The sequence below is a fragment of the Nostoc favosum CHAB5714 genome, assembly GCF_020829495.1.
Lineage (GTDB): Bacteria > Cyanobacteriota > Cyanobacteriia > Cyanobacteriales > Nostocaceae > Nostoc > Nostoc favosum.
In genome coordinates this window covers 1-4,617 of the sequence record NZ_JAIVFQ010000202.1, presented here as the reverse complement: position 1 = coordinate 4,617, position 4,617 = coordinate 1, and the positions used below count along the sequence as shown (strand labels likewise).

At 41.0% G+C, this 4,617-nt stretch carries 6 protein-coding genes; 1 reads left to right on the top strand and 5 read right to left on the bottom strand.

What is annotated here, in order from left to right:
* Positions 1-192: 192 nt before the first annotated feature.
* The gene (locus LC586_RS39655; protein WP_104899426.1) at positions 193-462 is read left to right on the top strand and encodes a WGR domain-containing protein; all 270 of its coding nucleotides are present in this window, start codon (positions 193-195) and stop codon (positions 460-462) included.
* Here LC586_RS39655 and LC586_RS39650 read toward each other — a convergent pair.
* From LC586_RS39650 to LC586_RS39630, 5 genes are all read right to left on the bottom strand, one after another.
* The gene (locus LC586_RS39650) at positions 451-999 is read right to left on the bottom strand and encodes a hypothetical protein (RefSeq protein ID WP_229491254.1); all 549 of its coding nucleotides are present in this window, start codon (positions 997-999) and stop codon (positions 451-453) included. The genes LC586_RS39655 and LC586_RS39650 overlap by 12 nt on opposite strands.
* 194 nt (positions 1,000-1,193) lie before the next feature.
* Entirely contained in the window at positions 1,194-1,394 is a 201-nt protein-coding gene (locus LC586_RS39645) for a hypothetical protein (protein WP_229491253.1), read from the bottom strand.
* The gene (locus tag LC586_RS39640; protein ID WP_229491252.1) at positions 1,378-2,787 is read right to left on the bottom strand and encodes a site-specific integrase; all 1,410 of its coding nucleotides are present in this window, start codon (positions 2,785-2,787) and stop codon (positions 1,378-1,380) included. Before LC586_RS39640 ends, LC586_RS39645 begins: the two co-directional genes overlap by 17 nt.
* 257 nt (positions 2,788-3,044) lie before the next feature.
* On the bottom strand, positions 3,045-3,464 hold the full coding sequence (locus LC586_RS39635) for a hypothetical protein (protein ID WP_229491251.1): 420 nt from the start codon (positions 3,462-3,464) through the stop codon (positions 3,045-3,047).
* Complete coding sequence (locus tag LC586_RS39630) at positions 3,464-4,573, bottom strand: tyrosine-type recombinase/integrase (RefSeq protein WP_229491250.1); 1,110 nt, start codon at positions 4,571-4,573, stop codon at positions 3,464-3,466. The genes LC586_RS39635 and LC586_RS39630 overlap by 1 nt, the downstream gene beginning before the upstream one ends.
* Positions 4,574-4,617: the final 44 nt, after the last annotated feature.

Here is a 4,617-nt window from a genome sequence, read left to right as displayed (position 1 = left end):
CTTGATGTGACTGACTTTTGTTAAATTCTTCTACAACGTAACCTCTGATAACTCCCTTTTAACAAAGCAGAAAAATTTACAAAATGTAACTAGTTTTTTTGACTCATTACCGCACTTTTCAGTGCCTAATTATTAAAATCACTGTGTTGGTTAATAGAGTCTTGCTCCCGGCGAAGCAAAAATATGGTTGAGATGACTGTAAAAATTGCCTACGAACTTGACAAATGGCTTCAATCGAAGTGGCAAAGAGATACGCGATTCTACACCTTAACCCTTTGTCAAAACCTATTTGGAGAGTGGACGATCACTAAAACTTGGGGCAGTGCCATCTATCGAGGATTTGGCAAGTCAAAAGATTTAGATTGCCCTGATTACCAAGCTGCTTTAATAACTTACTACAAACTGCAAGAGCGAAGGGAAAAGCGAGGGTATAAAAGAGTTGACCCTGAGTCAAGATATTGATGAATCTTCATCTAATTCCATTTTCGCTTTAGCTATTTGCCAGGATAGTAGTTCATAACCTGATGAAAATTTATCATTGTTTACTCTAACTTGAATTTCTCCTTGCTGTATGGGTAAATATTTTTTTGGAACATCTTGACAGAAACCACTTTCAATAGCCTGACAATACCAACGTTCAAACTCATCCTCAAGAGGAGTCATCGCTTTGAGAGGAACATTAGGTTCAGCTTCATCACGAATCATTGCCAGCAAGCAAGCACCGGGACTCTCAATGCTATTATGGCTTCGGTATTGCTCAAAGGCGGATATTGCCAACTTCACTCTCTCTGGCTCGTGTTTGGCTATTTCCTGTTTTAATCTAACACCGATTTTGATGCCCATTTCGGTAATTAAATGAGTAATTTCTTGAGATATATTCTTGAGTTCGCCATTATCAGACTTCTTAGGAACCGAGTTCAGAGAAACAACTTTTGGAGATGACTCAGGTGTGGTCAACTGCTTAATTTGTGTTCGCAGACGTGAACATTCGGACTTCAACTCGAAGATTTCAGCGACATGACCCCTCAAGTTCTGATTCTGTCGCTTTAATTCTCTATTTTCATCTGACAGTTCTCGAATCCGTTGCTTGAATACTTCGCTTAGAGTTTTGAGGCTATGAGGTCCAGGTTGTTTCGACTCTAATGAATTTAGTTGCTGTGTTTTTTGCGACTGTAAATCATGAATGTATTCAGTTAACTCAGTCCATTTATAGAGGTAGGAAATGGAACAGCCAGCGACTTGAGCAATGCAATGTTAGGGAAGGTCAAGGGTTTACCGCTTTTTTTAATCTCTTCAATAGCGCGAAACACTTGTTCACGTTTCTGCTCTTTTCGCTTTTGTTGGGCTGACCGAAGGACAGCAGTCTGTTTTTCTCGATTAGGTTGCTTCGCCATTAGCAACTTTCCTCAAATCTGATAGCCATTTATCCATTGCTTCTAGGGTAGCCTTGGATTCTTCATAGGCCAGGGCTGCCCCAGCTTGTTTAGCTGACTCCATGCGTTTGTGTTCTCCAGCATATTGCCGTTCATAAAGAGGTAATTTACTGGTACTGGGGCGGAAACTACCACAGCTGTAACATTTGGGATAGAGGTTGTAGATACAGTTTGTTTTGGGGTCAAGGGTGCAGTGACCATAGACCACCAGATGAGGTGAAATTTCCAGGTCGAGTTCGTGAGATGAAGGGTTTTTGAGGAGGCTTTCAGGTAAGGTTTGCCAGGGGAGGAAGCGGTTTTGCGAATTCAGCAGCAGCTCCTGGAAAGGTAAATCTACTACCGCTACTTGCTCCTTAGTGGGAGGCGCATAGTGCTGAAATGTCGTTTCACTACTGAGGTGGTCAGCATAGAGTTGAGCTGCTTCCATTCCGTGTTTAGCCCTTACTTCTTGGAGGCGACTAGAACGGGTAATCTTACCAGTAAAATAGGGTTTTTGACCATTGCTATCACGAATGTCTTCTTGCTCTATCAACAGACGAATAAGACGAACCATTGGATTTCCACTTGCTGTTACTTGAGGGGGATTGGGCAATGGTTTGAGACTAGAAAACGACGGGTAAGAACTCTGTTTAATACTTCTAAAATGACAAAACAGATAGGGGTAATCTGAGCCAAAGGTTTTCCTAATCCATTGCTGTTGTTGTTCAATGACTCGTCTAATCTCACGAGGGGCAGGTAGTCTGTGCCATCGTTCTACCTTATGCTGATAAAACTTGATATACCATTGACCATTTTCTTCAACTAAACAATCAAAAGCTATCTGACAAATATCTCCTGGACGAGCAGCCGTATATTCTTGCACTAAGTAGTGACGAGCAACAGGAGCAGGGATTTTATCAAGATGCTGTTTAATCCCTTGACGGGTGATTTCATCCAACCAATCCACGTCCTGAATTGTCTGTTTGGGAATATCTCGATGACGAACTAAGCTTAGAGATTCTAATCCGAAAAAATCAAAAAAATCTTTGAGGTTATATAGCTTTTCTCGAATCGTTCGATTACAGTTAGTTTGGTTGATGTCGAGAAAGCTTAAAATTAGTTCCCGGCTAATCTCAGAGAGATACTGGATGTTATTTTGCTTCAAAATTTGACTAAACTGACGCAAAGCCACCAGAGAATTCATCGGTTTTGCACTAGCAGAAAACCTCCCAGATTTGAGTAAAGAATATAGATATTGCTTGACTAGGACACGAAACCACTCAGGTTTAATTGACTTAAAGTTAAGGATTCTCACGGGTGAGTTTTTGATAAAATGGCGAAAATCCCAAACATCATCATCAAAACAGAAATTCAATAAAGTTTCTTCTTGTTGATACCCAACCCAACTGCCATAACTTGTGGCGTTAGGGTGAAAATTTATGTGGCAGAAGTAACAGCGACAATTACTCTGGCTACTAGTTGTTTGAAAGGTCTCGTAAATCCACCCTTTCTGTCCATCAGGGCCAATTTGATGGCACAGGGGATTAGGGCAAACTAAATGCTTTCGATAACCGTGAAACTGAGGTGGAACTTGACAACAAAGCAGGGTTTTAAGGGAGCAAGAATTACATCCTATTTCCAAAGATTGAGGGCGTAAGCAATCGCATTCTGACGATTACCGCTATTAATTTCGCTAATAAATTGATGGAGGAGTGTTTCTGTCAAAGATTGGGGTTGTGTATATCCATAATTACACAAAAAACGATCTAAATGGTTTAAACAGCCAACTCGATGAATAATCCGACCGAGCGAATATCGCTCTCGAACGCTGGCTTTAATGGTTAGTTGAGTCAGCCGTTTTAACCAAGGTAGTGAAAACTTGTGAAAGTAAAGATGATAATGTCCATTAATTCGGCATTCTTCTTGGCTATAACCCAATTCTAACAGTGACCAAACATCTTGATTCATCAAAGGATCATTAATCCACTGTTTCCCTAACTCAGAGAGTGTGATTCGCTCCTGTAATGCTTGCGGTGCAAATGCTTCTGCCATTAATTTTCTTCTTCTCTTAAGTATTGGTCTAGGGTCATTTCATTGAGAACATGACTGTAAATGTCTTTCGTTGTGGCAATTGAACGATGTCCTAAAAGCTGTTGTACATATTGGTCAAGATAATTGTCTTGCAGCATTCTAGTAGCGAAGGTATGGCGAAATAAGTGCGGATGTGCTTTAATTCCTGTTCGTTTGTGGAGTTGGTCAAATAATTTATTTAAGCGAACTAAGGACATCGCTTGTCCTACCCATTTACTTGATAAATTGACGAATAACATCCCGCCTCCCAAAGTTTCGGCTTGAGGCGGATATTCTTCTAGTAAGTAGGCATGAAAGGTCTCTTGAATAGCTGAACGATGGTAAATAATGGGGATTTCTCGTTCTCTTCCTTTAGCCATTGCGCGATTAGGATTGTCTTCTCTGCGTACAATCCGAATGCGTCCGCTGAAATCTAAGTCCTTGACATCTTCCAAATGTAATCCTAACAGTTCTCCCCGCCGCACTCCTGTTGAGCGCAGCAGCATGATAATTAACCTGTCTCGATAAGTTGTACAGGCGTTGGCTAAGGTTGCGACTTCTTCATCTAGTAGACAACCACTGAAGAGTTTCGGTTCTTTTATTTTGATGCGTTTGCGTCTATCAGGATTGCTTTTAGCGATTCCTCTAAGAAAGGCTCCTCGTTTTCCCCAACCATGCGCTAGTAGAGTGAAATGTTTTTCTTCAATCCTGCCTTCAATTGTGTGATAGGTATAAAATTCTTGGATGGCGGTGACTGCTTGATTGACAGTGCGAGGACTCCTTTTGGCAACAATTTCTCTAACATTTTCACCAGATTCTTCAACTTCACCACCTAGCAAGTACCAATTTACAAAGTCTGCTAATTGATTTAGCCCAATGTCATACCAGTTGAGAGATTTAGATTCTAACCAGCGCCAAAAGTCTACCAGTCGATAAGCGTATGTACTTACTGTATTCGGTGCTAATTGTCGCTTTCTACAGTAGTTCAAAAATCTTTGGATTGGCTCTACGGGTAGGCAGGTTTCAGGGTCGAAGACACAGCTAAATCGTGACTCTGTGTGAGGCGATATCGCCCATTCTACCTTGGTCATTTTCTACGTTGTGGAAATTAATTTGTTTCTACCCTAACGCAAAA